The organism is Culturomica massiliensis, from assembly GCF_900091655.1.
GTDB classification, from domain to species: domain Bacteria; phylum Bacteroidota; class Bacteroidia; order Bacteroidales; family Marinifilaceae; genus Culturomica; species Culturomica massiliensis.
Genome location: NZ_LT594621.1, coordinates 1119917 through 1145534, shown reverse-complemented (window position 1 = coordinate 1145534; position 25618 = coordinate 1119917). Strand labels below are relative to the sequence as shown.

Here is a 25618-nt window from a genome sequence, read left to right as displayed (position 1 = left end):
TTAATTTTTTGAAAAGACGACAAGTTTTTGATTTTTTTGATGGAAAATAGGATTGAATGCGTATTTTTCCGGCTCTGTTGCATAAAAAATGATTGCAGCTATCCCCTCTATAGCTGCAATCGGTTTGTTGCTCTTCAGTTTCGCTTGAAAAATGAAAATGACATCCGGCATTTAATTCACTTCAGAGCAATCCTGCCTAAGGATTTTGTTTAAAAGTATGAGAAAAATAGTTTTCCACTTTTCTATATTATAAACCCTTATTTTTTGAAAAAGTCGACAAGTTTTTGATTTTTTTTTCAAAAAAAATACGTCAAAAAAGCAGGAAACAGAGAATTGGAGTAAAATAACTGTAAATCAATACGTTCAGACACTTTTAGAAAAACGGAGTGAGATAAAGGAAGACAGCGGAAAGACAGGTTAGGACAGAGTTTTATTACCAAATCATTACCGGATATAGGATAATACGGGACTGAAATTCTTTCAAGCATAACACTGATTTTAAATCGTTTAGCACTTTCAAAACTAAATCTGTTCACAAAATTAGCAGCGTACAAAGGAAAAAACAAATAAACCGTTTTTTAAGTACTGAACTTTAATATTTGCATAACTATAAATAAATCAATAAGTTATATTTTCAATCCATTAAAAATTGAGTTATGAGAAGTACGTTTAAAGTATTGTTTTACCTGAAAAGGAATGCCCCCAAGAAAAACGGTTATGTATCAGTTATGTGCCGTATTACAGTAGAAGTTTTTCATTTTATCTATTGATTAATAGATATTTATGAGAAAAAAGAACAATGGGTAACGATATAGAAATGAGCGAACTGCTTTAGTTTGCTTTGTTTTTCTATTGCTTCAAATAACTCAACTATAAATATAGAATATTTTATCGAAACATTAAAAAAATAGAGTTTATTTGTAAATCAGTCACTTACTAATAATTTATAGGGGAATAGATGATCTACTCCCCTAATTTATTTTTCACCATTTGCCGAACTTTGCTTCATCAATCGATTGGGAATCTTAATGTTGAATTTAATAATGAAGTAAAATGTATATAGACAACGAAAACTTCGACAAGTGGATGGAACGATTGTCGAAAAAGCTCTCCGAAATCGGGCAAGACCTAAAATCTTTTATCAATATCGACAATGTACTGGACGAGAACGATAAGATACTCGACAATCAGGATTTAGCTTTCCTGCTGAAAGTATCTTTCCGAACCCTGCAACGCTATCGGGCAAGTGGCAAACTTCCTTACTTTACGATAAGTCATAAGACCTATTATTGTGCTGCTGACATCCGGGCATTTATTCAAGAAAATGCCGATAGCAAGACCTACGAACGGTTCAAAAAGGAAAACGAACTCGATAAGCAAACCGAAGCAAAACAGGACGGGTAATCTACTCGCCTGATGAAGTACCACCACACCCCATTTAGCAGAAACCGCCTTGCCCTATGGTTCGGCTCATTTCGCTAAATGAAGCAAGAGGGAACTGGGCTTTGTCCTGTTCTCCCTCTTGCCCTGCGGGGCAAAGCCTTCGGTTTTAGCGGGTTACATTCGTAACCGTTTATAAGAGTGATTATAAGTCGAAAATGTATTTTACTTATTATCAACTAAATAAATCTCATTTCCATTATAAAAAAGTTATAATCATGGATAAGACCAATAATATATCTCCCTTTACCACCATCGGGATAGACCGACAAACAGGAAAGTTGATAGATAAGCTCTGCAAACGCTATTCACTGAAAAAGGGTGAAATAGTCCGTTTGGCATTTGTCTATATTGATAAAGCGTGTATCAACCCATCGGAAGCACCCGAATCCGTAAAATCGGAACTGGTGAAAATAAACAAACGGCAGGACGATATTATCCGCTTCATCCGACACTACGAGGAAGAGCAATTAACCCCGATGATACGAACCGCCAACTCTATTGTAGTTCGGTTTGATACTATCGGCAAATCATTGAAAACACTTCTTCTTACATGGCTGGAAGCTAATCAAGGAAAACAAACAGCCGTACTGCAAAAGGTAAGTGAACAGTTCGGAAAACATGCCGATGTAATCAACCAGCAGGGAAAGCAACTTAACGCACTGTATCAGATACACCAACGGGATTATAAGAAGTTGTTTCAACTGATACAACTCTATTCGGAGTTATCCGCTTGTGGAGTAATGGATAGTAAACTGAAAGAGAACCTAAAGGCGGAGATTGTCAATCTGATAAACATATAGAATCATGCACATAGATTTTGTCCCATCATCGGGCGGAACATATAACAATGCAGGTAGTAGCCGACAATTAGCGTCGTACATGGAACACGAAGACTTAGAACGGATGGAGAAAGGAATCTATATTGACGGTTTTTTCAATCTGACGGAGGATAACATCTATAAATCAAAGGTTATAAAAGATAAAGATAGTAATATCGGGCAACTCCTGAAAACGGATGCTAAGTATTATGTGATCCATGTCAGCCCATCGGAACAGGAACTGCAAGCGATGGGTAACACGGAACAGGAACAGGCAGAAGCCGTATATCAGGGAAGTGTTTATTTCTGAATATGCCAAAAACTTCAACAAAGGGCTATCTGAAGCGGATATAAAGTTTTATGGTAAAATCCATTTTGACCGCAACCGTTCCGATAACGAACTAAATATGCACTGCCATTTGATTATAAGCCGAAAAGACCAGTCAAATAAGAAAAAACTATCACCGCTTACCAACCATAAAAACACTAAGAATGGAGCAATAAAAGGTGGCTTTAACCGTGTAGATTTGTTCCGACAAGCGGAACAGGGATTTGATAAGCTATTCGATTACAACCGCCAATTCCCAGAATCCTTTGAGTATGCTAATACCATGAAAAACGGTAGCATTGACAATAAACTGAAAATACAGGAGCAGGAGTTGAAAGAGCCAAAACAATATTTTACTAGCGAAAAGAAAAAAGAAATATTCCAATCCAGTGAAAGAGCAAATAATATTTCTTGCAATTTTGATAACAAACAAAACAGTGAACAGTCTTTTAATCACGGAAATAAAACAAACAGAGATTCTTTATTATCTATCTTCTCATTGGGAGATGGCAATAATTACGATGCAACATTGGCAGAGGAATCACAGGCTAAGAAACTCAAAAATAAGAAAGGTCGTAAGTTGTAATTATTGTCAACAATAATTGCAACTACTGTCCCAAAAAATGTATTTCATCCATTTTTAATACTTTTGTTTTGATACTCAACTTACTATATGTTTTTTCCGCTTTATACTTACACCTATCATCATTTGTTAAGAAGAAATCAAAATGAGCTGCGTAGAAAGTATGCAATGCATCATCAAACATATTATTAAAATGTCCATCACTTTTATATCCAGCAATATCAAATTTGAAAAAAATTTTAATAACTTTTTGATACATCAAATTTTCACTACATTTATTGTTTGGGGTATATAAATCGAAGAAATCTGTTAATTCCAAATGTTGAGGTAAACTCTTGAAATTTGAATTGAAAGACTTAATAAGTTCTTTATTATTTCTTAGTTTATTTAAACTTGTTATGAGATGACTTTTAAAAGATTTATAGAGTCCATAGTCTGATTTAAGGCGAGTTTGAAAATTAAAAATATCAGTTTGCAATGCATACATATTGGGTTGTAATTTAGATAAAGGAAACATTATTCCAAATATTGGATTTTCATATCCTTTTCTGAACTCAGAAGGCAATGGGACGTTTTTATATAATTCCATAGTCGCTTGCATTAAAGGAAAATCTTCAAACAATGTTTCATAAGAGATTGGTTCATGCTCCCACTCTTTTTTCTTCTCTTCAAAAAAATCAAAAATATTTCGATAATGCCAAGTCGCATTTTTTTCACCCCAATATTGGCAGATGCAAAGGTTGTTTGTAAAGTGCTGGATATTCAGCAAATGACCATCAATATAAGTAGGATTCTTTTGGAATCCACGAAATAAATCATTTAAGTGTGCATTTGAATATGCTGTAATAATCTGCTTACTTGTTAATAAATCAGACAAATATTGATATGAAGATTTTTCTGTTGGGTCTAATCTATTCAACTTTTCAAGTCGGTCAAATATATTTAAGTCAATGTATACCTTCATACTAATTCTAATTATTAAATTTCTAAGCAAAGATATACATCTTGAAGCTAAAAATGCACGAATCAAATAACAAAAAGAAGATGGTAGTATAGTTCTTTTCTTTCTCTGAACACAAAGGTATATTCCGAGCCTGAAACGCCAATGCCAAGGCCTACGGGTTTGGGAGAATTTCTTCCTTTTTGCTTCACAAAAAGAGTAAATTTCCCCAAAGCATTGCCTTATGCATTCTCTCCATATGTGAGATGTTTATCAGAGAAAGAAAGGAAAAAAGATATTGGTTGGGCTACTTATTTGGGCAGTTGGTATTTTCCCTCAATCCGTTCTGCTAAATTTGTCATATCCTCATTAATCTTCGTTTTAGTGACCTCTGCGTAAATTTGTGTTGTTTTTATATTAGTATGCCTCATCATTTGGTTAAGTGTATCTATATAAGCATCTTGTATAAGGCAAATACTCGTTGCGAAGCTATGACGCTATATGTGGAAAAAGACAGGTAAAGAGAGCAACAGAAACGAAAAGAAAGCATAACACAATTTGTTGGTAATTAGTTGTTTCTCCATATTCTTCCACATGGGTAAAAAGCAAGAAAGTGGGGATTATTGAAGATGTTCAGTTACCAAACCGTTAGACGGACAGTTACCGAAAGGAATCAAGGTAACTCAAAACGGATCAGATAATATGAAACAACGATATATTACACTGATTGTCATAATTTTGCATACCAGCGAACGCTTGTAAAACAGGTAAATTTGCCACTAAAATTATGAGCGTATGAAAGTAGAAAAATTCAAAGTTTTGCTCTACCTCAAAAAGAGCGGATTGGACAAGTCGGGCCGTTGTTTGAGGATTGCTAACCGTACGTTGTCAGATTTGTCAGTATCCATTGTCGGGCACATTTGACGTAACTGACGTAAATAATACTCTTTTAACTCCTAATTTTCATCGCGCAGAGATTGTTCTAAAACCTGTTGACTGTTTAAAGTGGCATCAACGGATACGTTATTTTGTTCTTGGCTCATGTTTTGTCAGTAAATAAGTTATTTACTTTGATTCATTCCTCAGATTTTGTCCGTTCGGAACGGGCAAATAATTTTACGATACAGTAAATATGGATGAAAAGTAATTACGGCTATAAACACGAAAAAGCGTGAAATACTTCAACTATTTCGTATCGTTGAGGCATCGCCAAACGCCTACCACCTACTAATAGAATCCATAGTCCACGCCCATACAGCATGAAACTATTTTATCTATTGTCTCGGTGTAAAATTTTGGCGATTTTCAACGAGAGACGCTAAAACAAAAAGTTTTCACTTATATATCTTTTCGTGTACCCATTTTATGGAACACTCTTTTATGGTTTTGGCAAAGGAATTAACGCACAGAAAGCCCGTCATCTTTTCCGGTTCTCTTTTCTCACCTGAATTTAAAAGGCATTTTAACGCTGAACACTCCACGGCTAAAGTAGAACACCATCCCGAAGAACGGGGAAAACTCCAGTTGATGATTGACGGGGTGAGTGATTCCGATTGGTTCAGAAATAAGCGCAGGGAGTTTTTGCAAATGGTTGGAATTAAGCCGAGGCAAAGCCATGCTGGAGAACATAAAAATGGGAAAGGAATTAAATTTTAATTTCCGAACGAGAAATCAATTATTTTGATATAAATGCATATTATTAATATTTATTTATAAATTAGTTGGCGAAAAACATACAAAGATTATGAATAAAAAAACATTCGATTTTTATAGATACCAATTAGTCCCAAAGGATTACATTGAATTAAGTCTTTTTGAAAAGACATATAGCATAGAGGAAATTAAAGCAAGAAAAAATATTTTCTTTGCAGAGATGTTAAAGCAGGTCCATTTTGAAAATAGAAAGGGTAAACTTCCTTTCAAATTTAATATGGCGCAAGATAATATATATTGGGTTCAATTAGCTAATATAAAAGAAGCTAAATATGTTTCAAATTTTGAGGAACATAGTATTTCATCAGAACCTTTTGTAAATATATTATTTGATAATGAACCTACACGACAGATAATAGCAATTAGTCGTAATCCTAATGCCTATGACAATACAGGACAAGTAGTTGACGTATTAACATTATCTTTGAATCCAATGCTTGAAAAATATAATCTAAAAATGTATATTTCACCTATAAATGAAAATGATACATTTTGGAATATTATAAAAAGAGTTGGAAGAAATATTACTCGAATTGAGATTGAAATAATAAAACCCAATATGAGTAATATTTCAAATTGCTTAAAAGATGAAGTAAAAACTCTAATTGAAAAAACTAATAGCCATACGACAACGTTAAAGTTAGAAAGTACAAAAGATGGAGTTCTTGAAAATATTAATCAAAATAATGAAGGTTTAACAGGAATGGTTGAGTATTCTGCTGCTGGAGGAGGAAATATTAAAGTAAAAGCTAAAGGACGTAAAGAAATTATACAGACTAAAAATTCAATAAAGAAAACACGTGTATCATTTGATTTAGATGCTACAACAGATAAACCTGAAGTTATATCAGAAATCGTGAATAAAATTTTAAATAATGTAAAATGAATGTTGTAAAGAATATTTGTGTCTGTCTTGTACTTGCTTTAGCATTTAATGTCTTTGAAATTTGCTTAAAAAGTAGCTTCATTGATAATTTTATGACAGAACAAATAATAGGTATACAACTTTCTTTAATGGCAATTACAATTGCAACATATACCTTTATCATATCTAAATTAGAAGAATTATCAAAAGAGCATCCTGACAGCTTTAATAATACTTATAAAGCACTAAAAGGAGCAATGATAGAACAATTATATTGTATTGGAATTAGTGTAGTTCTTTTAATTTTAAAAAAGAGCGAAGTTTTAAGGAATATTGAATTTCAATATTTCAATTTAGTTATTAATACTTTAATATCTACCGTTTTCATTTATGCAATAGATATATTGAAGGATGTTGGATTAGCTGTGTTTATTCTAATAGACGCTTTTAAAAAGATAAAAAATAAATAGAGTTTGAAATAAAAGTATTTTATTATGTTTGTTCAAATGATATGGGTTGAATTTCGCAGTAATCAGAACTTACAAATTAGTGATAGCTTAATTTGAGAGTTTTGAAACATTGAATTATATGTGGTTAGATAGGTCGTTGCGATACCTCTCTCTTGAATTTAAAAGACATTTTACCGCCGTCACTTTACAGCTAAAGTAGAACTCTCCCCGAAGAACGGGGAAAACTCCGGCTGGTGACAGGGTTCGTGATTCTGATAGGTTCAGGAATAAGTGCAGGGAGGGCCTAGGCAAGCCTAGTAAGAATAACATAGGAAACGGTATGAAACTACAAACAATCTGTAAATATGTTGTGTTGTTTGAAAGTATTTATTATTTTTGATATGAGTTATTTGAAACAATGCAAAACACTGACACACCGAGCACTTTACACGTTGCCAAGTCATTACCTAAAAGATGTAAACGCATTTATTAACTCCTTATTTTCAATCCTTTAGATTTTTCCTGTATTTTTTGATAAAAAAATATCCATCGATGTCTATTTTATCGATGGATATTCAGAAAATAATGTTTTGTAAAGGATTATTCTTTGTCAGACGATGCGGAATGTAGGAATATCCTTTTATCGGTTTACAATTTTGTTTTCTGTGATTCAGTTGTTTTTTATATGTACATCCATTTGCGGGAACGGAATGTTCAGATTTTCTTCGGCGAAGGTTTTGTAAACTTTTTCATTCATGCCGAAGTATACGTCCCAATAGTCACCTGCTTTTACCCAGGCACGGACAACAAGGTTTACCGAGCTTGCCCCAAGAGAATTTAGGGCAATAAAATAAGCGGGTTCTTTGAGAATACGTTCGTCAGATGCCAATAGTTTTTCAATGACTTTTTTGGCCGTATCGTAGTTGTCTCCGTAAGCGATTCCGAATTCCCAGTCGACACGTCTCATTTCTTCTTTTGAGTAGTTTTTGGTAATGCCGGTTGAAAGACCACCGTTGGGAATGATAATGATCTTATTGTCTGGGGTTGATATTATTGTATTGAAAATCTGGATTTCTTTTACCGATCCGCTTTGTCCTTGTGCTTCGATAAAATCTCCGACTTTGAACGGTTTGAAAAGTAAGATCATAACTCCTCCGGCAAAATTCTGTAAAGTACCGCTAAGAGCCATACCGATGGCAACGCCGGCAGAAGCAAAGAGGGCGATGAAGGAGCTGGTTTCAATTCCCAGTACACTGATGAGAATGATAACAAGGATAAAGTTTAACGTGATTTTAACCAGGCTGCGGGTGAAGGAGAACAAGGAAGCTTCAACCTGACGTTTTTCCATAATTTTTATCAGAAGCCTGTTGAGCTTACGGATGATCCAGCGACCGACCAGAAAAACGATCAGGGCAGTTATGAGCTTGGAGCCCAGGGAAACACTTAAATCGACCAGTTTGGTAATAAGAACATCCAAAGAAACCGTGGAGGTACTACCTAAAAATTCTTCCATAATTGTTCGTGATTATAATTATTATTGATATCGAATATTTTGTACAAAATTAATAGGAAAAAACAGCTTTTCAAACTTTTATAGTGTGTTTTGATTTCCGATTCTTCTCTTTTTTGCAGGGGAGGTTTGTGGGTAGATCTAAAATTTAAAATCATAAATCTACAATTAAGGTCTGTGTTATTTTTGAAGTTCTTTGTCTTTTTTGTTTTATTAATTGTATTTTTGTAGGTTCATAAAACAGGCGGGTGTGCGGATTGATTCCGGCGATCCGTCGGAATGATATCTGGCTTTGTAATCTTTTGATTAATAGGTTGTTGATATATTTTTATGTATCGTTAATTATTGTATTATTTAAAATAGAATAGGATATGACTATCGAGAGTTTATTGACGGCTAAGGTGATTGAAGCAGTGAAACAGTGTTATGGAGCGGAGGTGACGGAGAAGGATGTACAATTACAAGCGACACGTAAGGATTTTGCAGGCGACCTGACGGTGGTCGTATTTCCCTTTACCCGCCATTCGCATAAATCTCCGGAAGAGACGGGTAAAGAGTTGGGTGAGTATTTGAAACGGAATATAGATGAGATACGGGATTACAATGTTATCAAGGGATTTTTGAATATTGTCATTTCTTCGGCATACTGGATCGGCGTGTTGAACAGTGTTGCGGCAGAGTTGAAATACGGATACGCTAAAGAAGCCAGCGGACGTCGTTATATGATCGAGTATTCTTCTCCGAATACCAATAAACCTTTACATTTGGGGCATATCCGGAATAATCTGCTGGGGTGGTCGGTATCTGAAATACAGAAAGCGAACGGACATGAGGTGAGGATGGTAAATCTGGTAAACGACCGGGGAATTCATATCTGTAAAAGCATGATTGCCTGGCAGAAATTTGCAGAGGGAGCCACTCCGGAATCTGCCGGAATGAAGGGAGACCATTTTGTAGGAGATTATTATGTACGTTTCGATAAGGAATATAAGGCTCAGATAAAGCAGTTGAGGGAGGAGAAAGGATTGGATGAGGAAGAAGCGAAAAAACAGGCTCCGATATTGCTTGAAGCGCAGGAGATGTTGCGGAAGTGGGAAGCCGGTGATGAGGCTACCGTGAGCCTGTGGCGGAAGATGAACGATTGGGTATTGAAAGGTTTTGACGAGACGTATAAACTGATGGGAGTCGGTTTTGATAAAATATATTTTGAATCGCAAACCTATAAAAAGGGACGGGATATCGTATTAAGAGGCTTGGCAGACGGGGTATTGTACCAAAAAGACAGCGGTAGTATATGGGCCGATCTGACGGGGGACGGACTCGATCACAAATTGTTGTTGCGGGACGACGGAACTTCAGTGTATATGACACAGGATATCGGTACGGCTTATGAACGTTTTAACGAATACGATATGGACGAGATGGTTTATGTCGTAGGGAATGAACAGAATTATCATTTTCAGGTGCTTTCTTTGATTTGCGGCAAATTGGGATTTCCCTGGGCCGGTAAGATTAAGCACCTTTCTTATGGAATGGTTGAGTTGCCGGAAGGAAAGATGAAATCCCGGGAAGGAACGGTGGTGGATGCCGACGATCTGATGCAGGAGATGATCAATACGGCTCGTGAAACTTCGCAGGAGTTAGGGAAGCTGGAAGGTTATTCTGAGGCCGAGGCCGAGGATGTATACCGGAAAGTAGCTTTGGGCGCATTGAAATATTTTATTCTGAAAGTCGATCCGAAAAAGACGATGATGTTTAACCCCAAAGAATCGATTGATTTCAATGGCAATACCGGACCTTTTATCCAATATACCTATGCCCGTATACAGTCGGTATTGAGGAAGGCTGCAGAGGCCGGTAATGCTGTCGGCGCGGCGGATGTCCATATTCCTATTTCCGATAAGGAACAGGATTTGATAAAGTTGGTGAGCAAGTTGCCGGCGGTGGTGAAAGAAGCCGGAGATACCTATAGTCCCGCTTTATTGGCCAATTTTTCGTATGAATTGTCTAAGGAGTTCAATCAGTTTTACCATGATTTTTCGATTTTAAAGGAAGAAAATGAGGCTGTCCGGAATTTCCGTTTACTATTGGCTAAAGAATGCAGTGAAGCAATAAAAAATGCAATGGGGATGCTGGGTATTGAAATGCCCGACAGAATGTAATAAAGATGTAAAAGGGTAAAATGTTTGTAAGATGGAGAATTTTGAAGAGATAAAACCGGCAGCGATAACCGAGAATTTTATCAAATTGATCGGTAGTGATTGGATGTTGGTAACGGCAGGTCAGAGGGAGCATTTTAATACTATGACGGCCAGTTGGGGAGGAGTCGGATTTTTATGGAATAAACCGGTGGTATTTGTATTTATTCGTCCGCAACGTTATACATTCGGGTTTATTGAACAAGAGCCGATGTTTACCTTGTCTTTTTTTACAGAGGCATACAGGTCTGCATTGCAATTGTGCGGGACAAAGTCCGGAAGGGATACGGATAAAGTGGCGGAAACCGGTTTGACACCGATGGCGACAGAAAAAGGGAACATTTTTTTTAAAGAAGCCCAATGTGTTTTGGAATGTAAGAAATTATACACCGACGATCTTCGGCCGGAGCATTTTCTGGATAAAAGTCTGGCGGAACAATGGTATCCGGCAAAGGATTACCATAAAATGTATGTAGCGGAGATTGTCAATGCGTGGGAGAAAAAGTGATGCCGAATCTTACGAATTATCATAGTCATTGTTCTTTTTGTGACGGTAAGGCTCCTTTGGAAGCATTTGTTGAGTCAGCGGTGGGGCTGGGGTTTACGAGTTATGGGGTTTCTTCTCATGCACCGCTTCCTTTCCCTGCCAAATGGGCATTGGAGCAGGAACGTGTAGGGGATTATCTGGCCGAAATTGAACGTTTGAAAAAGAAGTTTTGCGGACAAATAGAACTCTATGCGGCAATGGAAATCGATTATCTGAATGAAGAGCAACATCCTGCTATCGATTATTTTCAACAATTGTCTCTGGATTACCGGATCGGTTCCGTTCATATCGTATATACTCCGGAAGGGAAAATGATAGATACCGATACGAATGCAGAGAATTTCAAGCAGATTTTGGAACAGGATTTCCGTGGAGATTTAAAACAGTTGGTGGCTATTTATTTCGAATCTTCGATGCGAATGCTGGAATACGGAGGTTTTGATTTTGTAGGGCATGCAAATAAGATTTCCTATAATGTTGAGCAATGTGACCCGTTTTTGACACAAGGGGAGTGGTATAAAAAGAAGCTGACAGATTTTTTTGCTTTGGTAGCAGAAAAAGAATTAAGAGTCGAGATAAATACGAAGGCTTACTTGTCTAAAGGTTGTTTCTTTCCCCGGATTGAGAATTGGAAAATATTGAAGAAGTTTAATATTCCCATTGTCGTTAATTCGGATGCCCATCGTCCTGAACTGGTAAATGCCGGACGTATGGAGGCTCTTGAGGCTCTTCAGGAGATGGGGTTCCGTACTGTGGGGGAATTACATGCCGGGAAGTGGGTGGAAATGCCGTTGGAAGGAATGGGATGTAATTTTTGATTTACGATTTTTGATTTTTGATTTACGATTTACGATTATGGTGTTTTGAGAGGGGGAAGATTTTAGATGGAGCTGGAGTTTAAATCAAAAATCATCATGAATAAGAATAACGGAAAATTATATGTCAAATTAAAGATGGATTAACGATGAAGAAGACAATACATTATACGACAAACGGTGTCTGTTCGGTGTTTATCGATATTGTTGTGGAGGACGGGATTGTGGAGGATGTATATTTTGAAGGGGGATGCAACGGTAATTTGCAAGGGATTTCTTTGTTGATAAAGGGAATGAAGGTGGATGAGGTGATTGCACGTCTGGAAGGGATACATTGCGGAAGTAAGATGACTTCCTGTCCGGATCAACTGACCAAAGCCTTGCGCCAGTTGAAAGCACAAGAGTAGGTACTTTGAATTGTGGATTTACGATTTTTGATTGAAATACAAGGTCAGTGAGTAAGGGAATGGATGTCAGTTTTACGATTGGAATAGGTGATATTCTATCTTATTTGAATTGGAATCGTCAATCTAAAATCTAAAATTTACAATTTACAATCTGCAATCTGCAATCTGCAATCTGTACTCGGGAAAGAATAATTAGAATATAAGAATTATGGAACACATTTACGACAATGAGATTTTTTTACAGTCTGCTATAAGCTGGGTGAAAGAAATGGGAAAAATTCATTTGAGGTATTTCCGGGGAAATGAATTGGATATACATACCAAATCGAATGTGTCGGATGTGGTGACCCGGGCGGATAAAGAAAGTGAAACCTGGTTGCTGGAACAAATAGCGTTGTGTTTTCCGGAACATAGTGTTTTGGGAGAAGAAAGCGGGGTACATGAAGGGAAGGGAGAGTTTTGTTGGGTGGTCGATCCTTTGGACGGTACCAATAACTACAGCCAGGGACTTCCGGTTTTTACGGTGTCGATTGGTTTGCAGTATAAAGGAAAAACGGTTGTTGGAGTTGTTTATGCTCCTTATTTGAATGAGTTATATACGGCAGTGAGAGGAAAGGGAGCGTTTTTTAACGGACGACCTCTTCATGTGTCTGAAAAAACGGAATTGGATGTTTCTGTTTTGGGAACCGGATTTCCCTATGATAAAGGGACAAATCCGGCTAATAATATTGCGAATCTGGCGGCTATATTGCCGGGGTTGAGGGGTATGCGGCGTATGGGGTCGGCTGCTTATGATCTGTGTTGTGTGGCTGCCGGATTTCTGGATGGTTATTGGGAGTTGAATCTGTCTTTGTGGGATATATGTGCCGGTGCTTTAATTGTCGAAGAAGCGGGAGGAGTAGTACGTTCTTTCCGGGAAGATCGTCATATCTCGATTATTGCAGCGAATCCGGTTATGGCTGGAAAAATTGCAGCCATTATAAAATAATAAGTATCATAATTTAATAGGAATAGGATGAAGTTGAAATGTATACTCTTATTTGTCGGACTGCTTGCCGGACAAGGATTAGTTGCGCAAAGCAGTCCGGATTGGGCGAATCTGTCCCGTTTTAAGGAGGAGAATCTCCAATTGGGGCGTCCGTCCAGAAATGAATCACGTGTGGTGTTTATGGGGAATTCCATCACGGAAGGATGGATACGGAATCGTCCGGAGTTTTTTTCCGGGAATAAATACATCAACCGGGGCATCAGCGGACAGACGACACCGCAGATGCTGGTACGCTTCCGTCAGGATGTGATAGCCCTGCAGCCTGCTGTTGTTGTGATTTTGGCCGGTACGAACGATATTGCCGGGAATACCGGTCCGTCTACGTTGGAAATGATAGAGGATAATCTGGCTTCCATGACCGAGATTGCACAAGCGAACGGAATACAGGTCGTGTTGTGTTCTGTGTTGCCCGTTGCTGATTATCCGTGGGCTCCCGGTTTGGAACCTGCTGAAAAGATTGTCGAATTGAATGCCTGGATAAAAAAATATGCAGTCCGTCACGGAGCAATTTATCTTGATTATTATACGTCTGTCGTTGATGCTCAGAAAGGAATGAAGGCAGAATATTCCGAAGATGGGGTTCATCCGAATGTTGCCGGCTATAATGTGATGGAACCGCTGGCTAAAAAGGCGGTGAAAAAAGCTTTGTCAAGGGTGAAATAGTTTTGACCGGGGTTTACGATTTCTGATTTAAAGAAAAGGACTAGAGCCGAACTTAAATCAGAAATCGTAAATCTCTCCATGGTTTTAATTGTTTAATCCGAGCACATCTATACCTTGTTTGAAAAAGATATCGGTCGGAATACCTGCTCCTGCGATTTTATCGAGGTCGTTTTGTAAGGTCGGTGTGACAATCCCTTTTTCTGCAATCAATTGTCCGGCCTTTTCATAAGCTCCGTCTCCTTCCAGTGTGATATATTCTCCGGCAATTGTTGCAATATCTTGTTTCATTTTTTCAAAATCTACGGTGTAATAACCGGTTTCTTCATTCCGGCTGATGGCACCGCTTTCCATGAAATGGGCGAATTGCATCATGTTGGCTTTGCCGTGGGCACTGGCAGCTCCAAAGCGGCTGGAACGGAATATGCCTGCAACGAAGGTGACATAGTTGTCCATCAGGTCTTTGTCCTGAATAATGCCCCATTCGGTCAGTTTGCCAATACAATATAACCCTAAAATATCGGCCTTTCCTTCTTCGATGGAGGTATAATTGTTTTTCAGAGCTGATCGTACGTCTTGTTTGTCGCCGATCGTATAATTTACTCCTAATCCATGGGCCACCTCATGGAACATGGTATTTTCAAAAAATGCATCGAATTTGACATGTTTTTGTTGTTCCGGAGTAATCACCAAACCGGCAATCGGAACCAAAATCTTGTCGAATTTTGCCTGCATAGCATTTTTTAACTGTAGTTTGCGGCTTCCCTTGGCTGCGTGTACCCGCGGGTCGTTGGGCAGGTTGATAGCGATGTTTTTGCTTCCGGCATTGCAGTCTCCGGCATAATAAATGACATCGTAGGCATTCATGTCCGGGTTGGCGTTTGCCTTTTCCGTTTTATAGGCTTCCGCTACCGGTAAGTTTGCCTGTAATTTCGGCAGGTATTGGGCGTAGAGTGATAATTTACGGCTCCATTCTTTGTCTTTTACCAATATTTGTCCGGAATGTGAGGCTTTGTAGCCGTAGAGAGCGTCTTCGTAAGTTTCTATCGGACCGATGACGATGTCGAGCGTGTTGTTCTGCATGTCCATCCAAGCCAGATCGCTTGCCAGGTAATCATCTGTCAGCAAGGCTTCGGCGCGCAGTCCGAGGTATTTTTTCAGTCCGGCATCTTCGGCCAGTTCTGCTGCTTGCTTCAATAATTCTGAAGCTTGTTTTACTTCTTCCGGATAGGCTTCGTGGTAGGAAAGCACTTTCAGTTGACCGTTTTCGTCCCGGCGGAGGATGCTATACCAGTCGGTTTTACGTGGGTCTTGCAGGGCATTGAATTCTTCGGTTGTCATGTCCGTAGGGTAGAAGTTGGCACCCAGCGGTTTTGCACCGATACCCTTTATAAAGGGGGTATTACCGTTGAGCCGGTCCCACGGACCGTAATTGATTGCCAGGTATTTTTTCAGATAAGGATCGGTTACCGTATCCATTAGTGCCTGTTTGTTGCCGTAGGCATTCTGCCAGAAAATATTTTCCATGATATCTGCCGCTTTCATCAGAATCGGAAGCATTTTTTTCTCGTTTTCCGACAGTTTGCTGACGTCTGTCGTCAGGGTAAATTCTGCGTATTGGTCTGCCAATGGCTGATAAGGGGAAGCGGCTTGTTGTTGGGGAGTTTGTTTACATCCTCCCAGGGCCAGTGCTGCTGCCACCATAATTGTTATTTTTTTCATATTTGTTATTTGATGTTAATAATTGATTTGTTTGCTTGCGAAGATATAAAAAATAATGTAGTGGAATAAATGAATGCCCCCTGAAAGTTTGTGTCTGACTTTCAGGGGGCAGTACATAGCTGACTTCAGGGGGCACTTTTTATCGCTCTCCTTTGCGATGTGAAAGTGCGGTTATCAAAGTTTTATTCTTTTAACCACTTATCGAGCCAGGCTTTGAATGTCCGTTGCCAAAGGATGCCGTCCTGACAGCCGGTTACCCAGTGGCATTCTTCCGGGAAATATAGGAATTGTGCCGGAATACCACGCATCCGGGCCGCATTGAAGGCCGACATACCCTGTGAGACATCGATGCGGTAATCTTTTTGTCCGTGAATCACAAGTATAGGGGTATCCCAGTTGCCGACAAATTTGTGCGGAGAGTTGGCATAAGTACGTTGGGCGATTTTATTGTTTTTGTCCCAGGGGGCACCGCCCATGTCCCAATTGGCAAACCACATTTCTTCTGTTTCACAGTATTGGCTTTCGAGATCGAAGATACCGCAGTGTGCGATGAAGGCTTTAAAGCGTTTATTGTGATGTCCGGCCAGATAATATACGGAATATCCGCCGTAAGAAGCCCCGACACAACCCAACCGGTTTTCATCAATATACGGTTCTTTTTTGGCATCGTCTATGGCCGACAGGTAATCCCGGATGTTTTGTCCGGAGTAATCTCCACTGATTTGTTCCAGCCATTCCTGACCGAAACCGGGAAGCCCCCGGCGGTTGGGAGCTACAATGATGTAACCGTTAGCTGCCATTTGCTGGAAATTCCAGCGATAACTCCAGAACTGGCTGACTGTGCTTTGCGGACCTCCTTCACAATACAGGATTGCCGGATATTTCTTATTGGCATCGAAATGAGGAGGATAGATCATCCATACCAGCATGTCTTTGTTGTCGGTTGTTTTCACCCAACGTTTTTCCACTTTACCCATTTCGAGTTGATCAAGTATGGATTTGTTAATGAAAGACAATTCTTCGTCTTTACCGGTAGCCGGATCGGTCCGGTAAATTTCTGCCGGCTTGCTCATAGATACCTGGGTGGTGATCAAACTACCGCCTACCGGGGCAACAGAGGTATAATTGTGGATGCCGTCCGTATGCTTTTTGATTTCTCCTGTAGTGGTATTTAATGAGTAGATTTCATCTGTGGCGTGGTGATCGGAAATAAACCAGATGGTGTTGTTGTCATTATCCCAGGCCAGATGCTCTGCATTTTGGTCGAAGTCTTTGGTATATTCTTTCTTTTCTCCTGTCGTCAGGTCCATGACAAAGAGGCGTATTTTGTCGGCTTCGTAACCGTCCCGCTCCATACTTTCCCAGGCCATATGCCGGCCGTCGGGAGAAATAACCGGATTTTTATCGTATCCCATCATACCTTCCGTCAGGTTGGTTGTTGTTCCGTCTTCCGTATTGTATGCGTAAAGATCGGTATTGGTAGAGAAAGCATAGTCAAGTCCGTATTTTTTCCGGGAAGTGTAAATCATTTTTTTCCCGTCTTTCGTCCATGCCAGTTGCTCGACACCTCCCCAGGGACGTACCGGGGATTCCCATTTTTCACCTTCCATAATGTCTTTACCGTCGGTGATGATTCGGGCCGGTGTGTAATCTGCGATAAAGATATGGGAATAGCCTTCCACCCAATCGTTCCAATGACGATAGAACTGATCGTTGATGATCCGGGCTTTGGCTTTCGGCAGGTCCGGATATATATCTTCTACCGCAGGCTCCAGTTTGACATCCCGGAAATAGGCGATTTTACTCATATCCGGCGCGTACAGATAACCGTTGATACCTCCTTTGATATCTGTAATCTGCCGGTTATCGCTTCCGTCGGGATTGATTTCCCAAACTTGTCCTTTGGCCAGGTAAGCGATTTTCTGACCGTCCGGTCTCCAGGTCGGATCGGATTCGTTGTAATCTGTATCGGTAATCTGAACGGCACTACCGTCGGACAGATTCATAATGTATAAATCGGTATAGGACCGGTCTTCTTCCTTATTGAAGTATGTGATACTGTATACGGCTTTTGTTCCGTCGGGAGAGATTGCCGGGGTACTGACACGACCGAAAGACCAGAGTACATCCGGAGTCATGACGTCTGACGTAAGCTTGATTTCCGGTGTCTTGTAGCTTTTGGAAGCTGGCGTTTCGTTTTTATTATCACAAGCCATGAGGGATAATAAGATTAAAGTAGGATAAATTATTTTTTGCATAGCACACTTATGTGAATTTTAAATTTTAAATTTAAAAAATAACAGAGTCATGAAGCTATAAGGAATATTTTTGATTTACGATTTCAGATGAAATGAATCTGACACAGAATCGGATTGTCAGACAATTTACAATCTGATATCTGTAAGTTTTATTCGGCTTTTGCAGCAGACTCGGTTTCGTTGTTTTCATGTTGCTCCGTACCGTTCATGGCTGCCACGATTTTAGCACGCAATTCTTCTGCCAGTTCCGGATTGTCCATGACCAGTTGTTTGACGGTTTCCCGGCCTTGTCCCAGTTTGCTGTCTCCGTACGAGAACCAGCTTCCGCTTTTCTTGATCACATTATATTCTACACCGAGGTCTACGATCTCACCGGAAAGCGAAATACCTTCCCCGTACATGATGTCGAATTCTGCTTTGCGGAAAGGAGGGGCTACTTTGTTTTTCACCACTTTAACACGGGTATGGTTACCCAGGATTTCTTCGCCGTCTTTAATCGGACCGATTTTCCGGATGTCCAGACGTACGGAGGAATAGAATTTCAGAGCGTTACCTCCGGTTGTCGTTTCCGGGTTTCCGAACATTACGCCGATTTTTTCCCGCAATTGGTTGATAAAAATACAGCAAGTATTGGTTTTACTGATTGTTCCGGTTAATTTACGCAATGCCTGTGACATCAAACGCGCTTGCAGGCCCATAACACTGTCTCCCATTTCCCCTTCGATTTCTGCTTTTGGAGTCAATGCGGCAACCGAGTCGATGACAATGATGTCGATAGCTGCGGAGCGAATTAACTGGTCTGCAATCTCCAACGCCTGTTCTCCGTTATCCGGTTGTGAGATAAATAAGTTTTCCGTGTCTACGCCCAGTTTTTCTGCATATGAACGGTCGAAGGCGTGTTCCGCGTCGATGATTGCAGCAATACCTCCTTGTTTCTGGGCTTCGGCGATAGCGTGAATAGCGATGGTCGTTTTACCCGAAGATTCCGGACCGTAGATTTCAATTACACGTCCTTTCGGGTAACCGCCGACCCCCAGCGCTTTGTCCAGGGCAATCGAACCGGAAGGTATGACCGGGATGTCTTCCACTTCGTTATCTCCCAATTTCATGATGCTTCCTTTACCGAAGTTTTTTTCAATTTTATCGAGTGTAAGTTGAAGTGCTTTTAATTTGTCTTTGTTGATTTCTTTAGCTGCCATATATTAATTTTGAAAAATTTGTAGATTTTAAAGTTTACTGATAAATTGCGGATGTATTATTCCAGAATTTGTGCCGCATGGTTTTTCGTGTCCACTTTCGTGATCACTTTTTCAATAATGCCGTTTGCATCGATAATGAAAGTCGTACGGAGTACGCCCATATATTTTCTGCCGTACATCGATTTTTCCGCCCATACGCCATAATCTTCCACTATTTTTTTGTCTGTGTCGGCGATTAGATTGAATGACAGATTATTTTTGGCAATGAATTTCAAATGAGAAGCGATACTGTCGGGACTGACACCGACTACTTCGTAGCCTTTGGCTGTCAAATCCGCGTAATTATCATTTAAATTGCAAGCTTCTGCCGTACATCCGGAAGTGTTGTCTTTCGGATAGAAATATAAAATCAGTTTTTTGCCTTTGTAATCATTTAAAGATATGTGCTGCCCGTCTTGATTTGTTCCTTCAAAATAAGGAGCTTTGTCACCTGCTTTTAATTGTATCATCGTCTATTATTTATAAGGTTACTGAATCATGCAGCCATAAAATCTCAGTGTTTTCCCGACATTTTGTGCCCCGGAGACTGTATGACATGCTATACAAAAGTAAGGATATTTTGCCGAATTGCGATGGTTTTAACCGGCTTTATTTGACGTAGAAACTGTAAAAAGATTACCTTTGTACATAAAGAATTAGGGTAGAGAGGTTAGGATTTTAAAATATAAAACGTTTGGAAAGACAGCATGAAGGGGGAAAAGCAAAACTTTGAAAAATAACAATGATATGGAATTTATAGAAAATTATAATTTAACGGGTTTATTGATAGGGATATGTACATTTTTAATTATCGGGTTATTCCATCCGGTTGTTATTAAATGTGAGTATTATTTCGGAACCCGTTGCTGGTGGGTGTTTTTGATATTGGGTGTTATCGGTGTCGGCGGTGCCCTGTGGGTTTCACAGATATTTTGGTCTTCATTGCTCGGTGTTTTTGCATTCTCTTCTTTTTGGACCATACTGGAGATTTTCGAACAACGTGACCGGGTAAAAAAAGGGTGGTTTCCGATGAATCCGAAACGAAAGGGAGAATACAATACAAAAGAGTAAAGATTAGGATGGATTATGGAAGAGGTAATCGAAAAATTGAATGAGATTTGCAGGGGTACATTAGTGGAGTGGCTGGGAATGGAATTTATAGGGGCGGGAGAGGATTGGCTGGAAGTAAAGATGCCTTTGGATCATCGTACATGCCGTCCTGACGGTGCCATGCATGGCGGAGCCAATATGGCTTTGGCAGAAACTGTAAGCGGAGCGCTCAGTTCGGTTTCCGTCTCTCCGGAACAGCAATTTAAAGTGTATGGGATTGAGATTAACGGAAATCATATAAAGCGGGCCACGGGAGGCTATGTCATCGGACGTGCCGTTTTTATCCATAAAGGAAAACGTACCCATATCGTACAGGTTGAAATCCGGGATGAAGCAGGAATTCCGGTGACGGTCAGCCGGGTAACGAATATCATCGTAAATGATTAGGGATTAGAGAGAAATTCTCTCTAATCCCAATTCATGCATTAAGATCCGAACCTTCTTTCCAGAAGCGGTTCGATTGACGGTTCCTGGCCACGGAAAGCGAGGTAAAGTTTCATCGCGTCGTCGCTGCTGCCTTTTGAAAGGATATATTCTCGGAAAGCCTTTGCTTTTTCCGGGTTAAAAATATCTCCGGTTTCTTTAAATGCTGCAAAAGCATCGGCATCCAATACTTCCGCCCAGGTGTATGCATAATATCCGGAGGCATAGGAATCGGTGCCTTCGAATATGTGGGCGAAGTAGGTGCTCCGGTAGCGCACAGTGATGGAAGGCAGGAGTCCGAGTTTTTCCAATGTTTCTTTCTCAAATTTTTCCACATCGATGGGATCGGTTGTTTTTCGGGTATGGTAAGCCATGTCCAGTAAGGCAGCCGCCATAAATTCCGTTGTAGCGAATCCCTGGTTGAAATGACTGCTTTTTTGCAATTTGTCGATCAATGCCTGCGGTATATTTGCTCCGGTTTTATAATGGCGGGCATACACTTTTAATACTTCCGGGTCTGCCGCCCAGTTTTCCATGATTTGAGAAGGGAGCTCGACAAAATCACGATATACGTTGGTGCCTGCTACACTGGGGTAAGTGCATTGGGATAATAACCCGTGAAGAGCATGTCCGAATTCATGAAACAAGGTCTGTACTTCGTCAAAAGTCAACAGGGCCGGCGTTTCTCCGGTCGGTTTGGTAAAGTTGCACACATTGGTAATGACCGGAGTAGAATTGAGTAAACCGGATTGAGGCCGGAAGGCTTCCATCCAGGCTCCCTGACTTTTACCCGGACGAGGGAAGTAATCGACATAATATATTCCGATAGGACTGCCGTCGGCATCCTTTACTTCGAATGCCAGGGCTTCGGGATGGGGAAGGGGTAAATCGTTCCGTTGCTCGAAAGTAATTCCGTATAATTTGTTGGCAGTATAGAAGGCGCCTTCTCTGACTTTATCCAGAGGAAAATATTGCCGGAGCTCGTTTTCATCCAATCCGTATTGGGCTTGTCTGACTTTTTCTGCATAATACCGCCAGTCCCAAGGGGCCAGTTTGAAATTTCCTCCTGTTTGAGTAATCATTTTTTGTAACTCTCCGGCTTCTTTTTGGGCGACGGGCAGAGCTGCCTCCCAGATTTGGTGGCATAGTTTATAAACATTTTCCGGATTTTTGGCCATATTTTCATCCAGAACATAACTGGCATAATCCGGAAAGCCTAACAGGTTGGCTTTCTGTAAACGCAAAGCAACGATTTTGGATATGATTTCCTTGTTATCGTATTCGTTGTCGTTATTGCCTCTTTGTGTATAGGCCCGGTAGATTTGTTCACGTAGATCCCGGTTATCGGCATATTGCAGGAAAGGCATGATACTTGGATTGTGCAATGTAAACATCCATTTTCCCGCTTGTCCGTTGGCTTTAGCTGTTTCGGCCGCGGCTGCAATTACTCCTTCGGGAAGTCCTGCCAGATCCTTTTCATTTTCGATCAGTAAGTGGTAGTTGTTGGTTTCCTTCAATAGATTGCTTCCGAATTTGAGGGTCAGAACCGAGAGTTCATTATTTATTTTTTTGAATTTTTCTTTGTCTTCCGGTGATAGATTGGCTCCTCCCCGGATAAATCCCTGATAGTATTTATCCAGTACCTGCTTTTGTTCTGTTGTCAGATTTTCGTTTTCTTTATTATTATATATGGTTTTCACCCGTTCGAATAATTTTTCGTTCAGATTGATCGCATCTTTGTGAGATGTAAGCAGGGGCGTGACCGTTTCAGCTACTATCTGCAAAGAGTCGCTGGTATTTGCAGCTTGCAGGTTGATGAAAACCCCGGAAACTTTGTTGAGTAGTTGTCCTGATTTTTCCAATGCTTCTATTGTGTTTGCGAAGGTCGGAACTTCCGGATTATTGAGTATCGCTTCGATCTCCGCATTTTGTTGCCGCATTCCCTCGTCAAAAGCCGGTAAGTAATGTTTGTTCTGAATCAAATGAAAAGGAGGTACTCCGAAAGGAGTATCGAAATCTTTAAGAAAAGGGTTGTCTTGTTTCACCTCACTGTTACAGGCCTGCATGACAATACCTGCAAAACAGATCAGATAAGTTATTTTTTTCATAAGTATTAAGATTAAGACAGTTGTAGGCTTGCAGACTTTTTCTGTATGAGCTTTGACCGTCGTGTTAAACTGTGTTGTTGCTGTTGCAAAAATAAAATAAAAAGTGAGATGGAATGACATTCGGGAGAGGAAAGATAAAGATGTTGTGCGGGCTGTTGCCGCTAATGATTCACATTGTCGGTTCCGCTAAGGTAGTGCTGGGTAAAGTATGAAAAGGGAGGATGTTTAATGATTTTGGGAGTTGTCATAAAAAAATGTGATTTTTTTTTCGGTATATTTGATTATGTGAATAAAAAGTACTTAATTTGCAACCTGTTTGGAAAGCGTTTAAAAAAATTACTGAGAGATGTCAAGAGTTTGTCAAATAACCGGAAAGAAAGCAATGGGTGGTAATAATGTATCTCACTCAAAAAGAAGAGTGAAGAGAACATTTTCTATCAACCTGTTCAAGAGAAATTTTTATTGGCCGGAAGAAGACAGATGGATTCGTTTGAACGTATCTGCTGCTGGTCTTCGTTTGATCAATAAGAAAGGTATCAGTGCTTGTTTGAAACAAGCTGCGGCTGATGGATTAATTAAGAATGTTTAAAATCACTGAAGATGGCAAAGAAAGCTAAAGGAAATAGAGTACAGGTGATTCTTGAGTGTACAGAACATAAAGAATCCGGTATGCCGGGAACTTCACGGTATATTACCACGAAGAACAGAAAGAATACTCCGGAGAGATTGGAACTGAAAAAGTACAATCCGATATTGAAGAAAGTAACTTTACACAGAGAAATTAAATAATTTGAACTATGGCAAAGAAGGTTGTTGCAACATTGAAGACCGGAGACGGCCGGGGATACGCTAAAGTAATCAAAATGGTGAAATCTCCGAAAACAGGTGCCTATACGTTCAGAGAACAAATGGTCACCACTGATGAGGTAAAGGCTTATTTGAAAAAATAATTCTCTTTGATCTTATAAAAATCCCCTTCGTGAGAAGGGGATTTTTTTTATGCTTATCGCTAATGGCTATCCTTTCCGGAGGCAAAGACCGCACAAGGGACAGCCTTGGCAGAAGGAATAAGGGGAATTGTTCCGCTGCTGTGATGTTTGTATTTTTTCATTTTCTATCTTGATTTCTTTTATTTTGTCAGCCACAAGAACAATCACAGAAACGTAATCCCTGCCCTGGGTTGTCATGATCTGTCGTAGATTGGTAACAGTCCGTTGCAGGTTTTGCTCCGCTTTTCCCTGCTTGTGCATATTGGCGATCCATACGGAATCGTTGCAGGGGTTATGATCTATGTGACAAAGCAGAAGACCTGCGGCTTCGATAGAGTCGATGTAAGCACGGGAAATCCGGGTTTCACTGACGGTACCTGAAATTTGTAATGTTTTCCCTGTCAGAGAATGCTCGAAACGAGCCGACGAATCGGATAAAATGATTTTGACAATTTGGCGGTTACGGCCTGATAATTTCATTTTTTTACCGTCTACAGGGCATACGTGGATGATTTTGCCCTCAACCGTTACTTTTTTGCCTGAAAATTGAGTAATGTGTGTTGCCAGACTGTCGGCTGTTATCAATGGCGGCATATCAGTATTTGATTGAGAACGGCAGGATAGAAATAAAATCCCGCAAAGGATAAAAACAATATTTTTCATAGCTGTTATATGATTTAAATGTAAATATAGGATTGATGAGGGGAAGGTATAATTTATTACGATATAAATGAATAAAATACTTTTTAAAGTTTAGACGGTAAGCAAAAATATCAATAAATCGAATTTTAAATTTTGAATAAATGGATTTTTCGACTGATGATTCTAAGATTTAGCTGAGAAGTGTTTCTTTTTTGAATGCTGTACCTCAGAAATTTTTCAGTTTTTTCCTTATTGACAGGCCTGAATTGGGGTGATGGTGGTCTTTTTTATAAAAAAATGAAATTTTATTGTATTGATTATCAGTGGTATAAAATAAAAATGAAAGATTTTTGAAAAAAATAATCGGATATTGTAACCCTCCTATTCGTTTTCCCGTTAAATCAGGTGTAAATGATGATTGAAATTTATGATTTTATTTAGCTGTTATTTAGATTAAATTATTTAGCACACACCACGGGGGAGGGGATAGCTTATAAACAAGCTGGTTTTCAAAGTAGTTCTTTAAATGTTTGAAGTATAATCTACGGGGCAAATTACACCACGCACATACACACACCACACACACAGACGCACGCACACACATACAACATCTTTTCATAGCCCCATATGCTTAAACTTTAAAGAACCTTAGGGATGCCTCCCTTTTATTTTAGAAACACAATGATTTTTTTCATACATCTCCCGGGAAACCGGGAGATTTTTTATATCCGGGCTTCAATCGTTAATTCAATCTAAAAATTACAATTTAAAATCTATGATTGTCTTTGATCTCTCCGATTTGTT

26 protein-coding genes and 1 pseudogene are annotated in these 25618 nt (G+C 39.6%); 18 read left to right on the top strand and 9 right to left on the bottom strand.

Annotated elements, in window-relative coordinates:
* Positions 1 to 171, bottom strand: coding sequence for a hypothetical protein (locus BN8908_RS18475; protein ID WP_154670134.1), 171 nt, complete (start codon positions 169 to 171; stop codon positions 1 to 3).
* Positions 172 to 1053: 882 nt separating this feature from the next.
* Between BN8908_RS18475 and BN8908_RS06000 the strand changes: the two genes are divergently transcribed.
* From BN8908_RS06000 to BN8908_RS05990, 3 genes and pseudogenes are all read left to right on the top strand, one after another.
* A complete protein-coding gene (locus tag BN8908_RS06000) occupies positions 1054 to 1404 on the top strand; it encodes a helix-turn-helix domain-containing protein (protein WP_068689647.1) in 351 nt (116 codons plus the stop codon).
* Positions 1405 to 1658: 254 nt separating this feature from the next.
* Complete coding sequence (locus BN8908_RS05995; RefSeq protein ID WP_068689644.1) at positions 1659 to 2243, top strand: BfmA/BtgA family mobilization protein; 585 nt, start codon at positions 1659 to 1661, stop codon at positions 2241 to 2243.
* Positions 2244 to 2247: 4 nt separating this feature from the next.
* A pseudogene (locus tag BN8908_RS05990) lies at positions 2248 to 3175 on the top strand (DUF5712 family protein).
* Positions 3176 to 3197: 22 nt separating this feature from the next.
* On the opposite strand, the gene BN8908_RS05985 reads toward BN8908_RS05990, so the two are convergent.
* The gene (locus tag BN8908_RS05985; protein ID WP_068689642.1) at positions 3198 to 4136 is read right to left on the bottom strand and encodes a hypothetical protein; all 939 of its coding nucleotides are present in this window, start codon (positions 4134 to 4136) and stop codon (positions 3198 to 3200) included.
* A 771-nt stretch (positions 4137 to 4907) separates the two neighbouring features.
* Between BN8908_RS05985 and BN8908_RS19035 the strand changes: the two genes are divergently transcribed.
* The 4 genes from BN8908_RS19035 (at position 4908) to BN8908_RS05970 (ending at position 7160) form a co-directional block, all read left to right on the top strand.
* Positions 4908 to 5036, top strand: coding sequence for a hypothetical protein (locus BN8908_RS19035; RefSeq protein WP_262361140.1), 129 nt, complete (start codon positions 4908 to 4910; stop codon positions 5034 to 5036).
* 456 nt (positions 5037 to 5492) lie between these two features.
* The gene (locus BN8908_RS05980; protein ID WP_068689640.1) at positions 5493 to 5768 is read left to right on the top strand and encodes a hypothetical protein; all 276 of its coding nucleotides are present in this window, start codon (positions 5493 to 5495) and stop codon (positions 5766 to 5768) included.
* Between the two features lie 88 nt (positions 5769 to 5856).
* On the top strand, positions 5857 to 6711 hold the full coding sequence (locus tag BN8908_RS05975) for a hypothetical protein (RefSeq protein WP_068689638.1): 855 nt from the start codon (positions 5857 to 5859) through the stop codon (positions 6709 to 6711).
* A complete protein-coding gene (locus BN8908_RS05970; RefSeq protein ID WP_068689636.1) occupies positions 6708 to 7160 on the top strand; it encodes a hypothetical protein in 453 nt (150 codons plus the stop codon). Before BN8908_RS05975 ends, BN8908_RS05970 begins: the two co-directional genes overlap by 4 nt.
* 649 nt (positions 7161 to 7809) lie before the next feature.
* Here BN8908_RS05970 and BN8908_RS05965 read toward each other — a convergent pair.
* Positions 7810 to 8652, bottom strand: coding sequence for a mechanosensitive ion channel family protein (locus BN8908_RS05965; RefSeq protein ID WP_021988914.1), 843 nt, complete (start codon positions 8650 to 8652; stop codon positions 7810 to 7812).
* 368 nt (positions 8653 to 9020) lie between these two features.
* Between BN8908_RS05965 and argS the strand changes: the two genes are divergently transcribed.
* From argS to BN8908_RS05935, 6 genes are all read left to right on the top strand, one after another.
* Entirely contained in the window at positions 9021 to 10811 is a 1791-nt protein-coding gene (gene argS / locus BN8908_RS05960) for an arginine--tRNA ligase (protein ID WP_021988912.1), read from the top strand.
* A 31-nt stretch (positions 10812 to 10842) separates the two neighbouring features.
* Positions 10843 to 11355, top strand: a complete 513-nt coding sequence (locus BN8908_RS05955; RefSeq protein WP_068689634.1) for a flavin reductase family protein — start codon at positions 10843 to 10845, stop codon at positions 11353 to 11355.
* Entirely contained in the window at positions 11355 to 12212 is an 858-nt protein-coding gene (locus BN8908_RS05950) for a histidinol-phosphatase (protein WP_068689632.1), read from the top strand. Before BN8908_RS05955 ends, BN8908_RS05950 begins: the two co-directional genes overlap by 1 nt.
* 146 nt (positions 12213 to 12358) lie before the next feature.
* On the top strand, positions 12359 to 12616 hold the full coding sequence (locus BN8908_RS05945) for a TIGR03905 family TSCPD domain-containing protein (RefSeq protein ID WP_021988909.1): 258 nt from the start codon (positions 12359 to 12361) through the stop codon (positions 12614 to 12616).
* 208 nt (positions 12617 to 12824) lie between these two features.
* Entirely contained in the window at positions 12825 to 13604 is a 780-nt protein-coding gene (locus BN8908_RS05940; RefSeq protein ID WP_148453219.1) for an inositol monophosphatase family protein, read from the top strand.
* Positions 13605 to 13631: 27 nt separating this feature from the next.
* Positions 13632 to 14327 carry an SGNH/GDSL hydrolase family protein gene (locus BN8908_RS05935; RefSeq protein WP_068689630.1) on the top strand — a complete coding sequence of 232 codons (696 nt, stop codon included), beginning with the start codon at positions 13632 to 13634 and terminating at the stop codon, positions 14325 to 14327.
* A gap of 84 nt (positions 14328 to 14411) precedes the next feature.
* On the opposite strand, the gene BN8908_RS05930 is transcribed toward BN8908_RS05935, so the two are convergent.
* The 4 genes from BN8908_RS05930 to bcp all read right to left on the bottom strand — a co-directional run bounded on the left by BN8908_RS05930 (position 14412) and on the right by bcp (position 20012).
* The gene (locus BN8908_RS05930) at positions 14412 to 16046 is read right to left on the bottom strand and encodes a dipeptidyl-peptidase 3 family protein (protein ID WP_021988905.1); all 1635 of its coding nucleotides are present in this window, start codon (positions 16044 to 16046) and stop codon (positions 14412 to 14414) included.
* Between the two features lie 182 nt (positions 16047 to 16228).
* Positions 16229 to 18304: a dipeptidyl-peptidase Dpp5 gene (gene dpp5 / locus BN8908_RS05925; protein ID WP_068689628.1), complete on the bottom strand. Its 2076-nt coding sequence runs from the start codon at positions 18302 to 18304 to the stop codon at positions 16229 to 16231.
* Positions 18305 to 18453: 149 nt separating this feature from the next.
* Positions 18454 to 19503, bottom strand: a complete 1050-nt coding sequence (gene recA, locus BN8908_RS05920) for a recombinase RecA (RefSeq protein ID WP_068689626.1) — start codon at positions 19501 to 19503, stop codon at positions 18454 to 18456.
* Positions 19504 to 19559: 56 nt separating this feature from the next.
* Positions 19560 to 20012, bottom strand: a complete 453-nt coding sequence (gene bcp, locus BN8908_RS05915; protein WP_021988902.1) for a thioredoxin-dependent thiol peroxidase — start codon at positions 20010 to 20012, stop codon at positions 19560 to 19562.
* Positions 20013 to 20289: 277 nt separating this feature from the next.
* Between bcp and BN8908_RS05910 the strand changes: the two genes are divergently transcribed.
* Both BN8908_RS05910 and BN8908_RS05905 read left to right on the top strand, forming a co-directional pair.
* Positions 20290 to 20613: a DUF4491 family protein gene (locus BN8908_RS05910; RefSeq protein WP_068689623.1), complete on the top strand. Its 324-nt coding sequence runs from the start codon at positions 20290 to 20292 to the stop codon at positions 20611 to 20613.
* Positions 20614 to 20628: 15 nt separating this feature from the next.
* The gene (locus BN8908_RS05905; RefSeq protein WP_021988900.1) at positions 20629 to 21039 is read left to right on the top strand and encodes a PaaI family thioesterase; all 411 of its coding nucleotides are present in this window, start codon (positions 20629 to 20631) and stop codon (positions 21037 to 21039) included.
* 38 nt (positions 21040 to 21077) lie between these two features.
* Here the strand turns inward: BN8908_RS05905 and BN8908_RS05900 are convergent, their stop codons facing one another.
* A complete protein-coding gene (locus BN8908_RS05900) occupies positions 21078 to 23183 on the bottom strand; it encodes a M3 family metallopeptidase (protein WP_021988899.1) in 2106 nt (701 codons plus the stop codon).
* Between the two features lie 346 nt (positions 23184 to 23529).
* On the opposite strand from BN8908_RS05900, the gene rpmB reads away from it, so the two are divergent.
* The 3 genes from rpmB to BN8908_RS18125 are packed head-to-tail and all read left to right on the top strand — an operon-like array spanning position 23530 to position 24133.
* Entirely contained in the window at positions 23530 to 23772 is a 243-nt protein-coding gene (rpmB, locus tag BN8908_RS05895) for a 50S ribosomal protein L28 (protein WP_021988897.1), read from the top strand.
* Positions 23773 to 23783: 11 nt separating this feature from the next.
* Positions 23784 to 23972, top strand: a complete 189-nt coding sequence (gene rpmG, locus BN8908_RS05890) for a 50S ribosomal protein L33 (RefSeq protein ID WP_021988896.1) — start codon at positions 23784 to 23786, stop codon at positions 23970 to 23972.
* 8 nt (positions 23973 to 23980) lie between these two features.
* Positions 23981 to 24133, top strand: a complete 153-nt coding sequence (locus BN8908_RS18125) for a DUF4295 domain-containing protein (protein WP_021988895.1) — start codon at positions 23981 to 23983, stop codon at positions 24131 to 24133.
* A gap of 66 nt (positions 24134 to 24199) precedes the next feature.
* Here the strand turns inward: BN8908_RS18125 and BN8908_RS05885 are convergent, their stop codons facing one another.
* Complete coding sequence (locus tag BN8908_RS05885) at positions 24200 to 24835, bottom strand: hypothetical protein (RefSeq protein ID WP_068689622.1); 636 nt, start codon at positions 24833 to 24835, stop codon at positions 24200 to 24202.
* Between the last annotated feature and the right edge of the window lie 783 nt (positions 24836 to 25618).